This is a genomic window from Nitrosomonas halophila (assembly GCF_900107165.1).
In the GTDB taxonomy this organism is placed as follows: Bacteria; Pseudomonadota; Gammaproteobacteria; order Burkholderiales; family Nitrosomonadaceae; genus Nitrosomonas; species Nitrosomonas halophila.
Genome location: NZ_FNOY01000147.1, coordinates 1 through 1,220 on the forward strand (window position 1 = coordinate 1; position 1,220 = coordinate 1,220).

The window sequence follows — 1,220 nt, forward strand, 5'->3', positions numbered from 1 at the left end:
CGGCACGCGCTCGCACTGGAAGAACCGATGAGCCGGTTTGCCATTCTGGATGTGGTGGGATTTCCGATCAAGCGGTACTGGTATGTGGCCTACCCATCAGGCAAGCAACTCTCAGTCGTCGCGCAAGCCTTCCTGGAGTTTTTAGGCAAAGCCAGAGAGTCCCTGCCCCCTTTGGCGTGACACCATGCAGCACCCCACCCTCCCCGTCGATTGCATACGACGAAATGGCGGTATATCGTTGGGCTACAATTTGCCAGTCAGCACTGGATTCAATTCTGGATTCGTACTGGGAAGTACTGCGCCCGACATAGCTCAGGGGCAGGCGAACGAGGCGCTGAAACAGGCAGCAAACGATATCCTTCCACAAGGATATACGCTCGCTTGGAGGGGTATTTCGTGCCAGGAGCATAAAGTTGGCGAACAGTCCATTCTGGTATTTGCATTTGGTATTGCTAATAGCGGACAAACTGATCGAAAATTATTTCCCTGGGCCATGAAATCATGAGATACAGCATGTATGGCCATCGCGGGCGTTCCTTATTCCTGTCAGGAGATCATGAACATGAGTGAAATCACCGGTGGTTCGCCGTACGGTGCGAGCACACTAGTAGCTAGTCATTGTAAAACAAAGTAGTAGAATACAATATTAATGTATAGCATGAATAAAGAAGCGCAATCCATTAGGAGAAAATTCATGTCTACGAAAAAATACAAAGTAAATTTAAGTGAGGAGGAAAAGCTTCACCTACAAGCTGTGTTACGAAAAGGCAAGAGCGCCGCGCGCAAGCAAACACGGGCACATATTCTTTTGAAAGCAGCGGACGGTGTGCCGGACAAAGATATCATACAGGCTTTGGATGTTTCGGCATCAATGGTGGCTAAAACCCGGCAACGGTGCGTGGAAGAAGGCCCGGAAGCTGCCTTATACGATCGACCGCGCCCGGGTCAACGCCCGAAATTGACTGACAGACAGGCGGCCCACCTGATTGCGATAGCTTGTAGTGATGCGCCGGTGGGTCATGATCATTGGACTTTGCGTTTGCTGGCTGGCAAGGTGGTGGAATTATCCTATGCATCATCTTGCAGTTACGAAACAATACGTCAGCTTTTAAAAAAAACACGTTAACCCAACTTCGTGACCCTATCTCAAACATCCCCAATTTTTCAACAAGTTAAAATTTTCAACTGGAGTCGGTTGGCACTACGGATTTTTTTCTGTC

Annotated in this window: 2 protein-coding genes and 1 pseudogene; all 3 read left to right on the plus strand. The window is 48.9% G+C overall.

What is annotated here, in order from left to right; genetic code table 11:
- Positions 1 to 180: pseudogene (locus BLV85_RS14720) on the plus strand (LysR family transcriptional regulator); the annotation flags it as partial.
- Between the two features lie 4 nt (positions 181 to 184).
- The gene (locus BLV85_RS14725; protein ID WP_143032375.1) at positions 185 to 505 is read left to right on the plus strand and encodes a hypothetical protein; all 321 of its coding nucleotides are present in this window, start codon (positions 185 to 187) and stop codon (positions 503 to 505) included.
- A 189-nt stretch (positions 506 to 694) separates the two neighbouring features.
- Complete coding sequence (locus tag BLV85_RS14730; RefSeq protein ID WP_176974069.1) at positions 695 to 1,126, plus strand: helix-turn-helix domain-containing protein; 432 nt, start codon at positions 695 to 697, stop codon at positions 1,124 to 1,126.
- Positions 1,127 to 1,220: the final 94 nt, after the last annotated feature.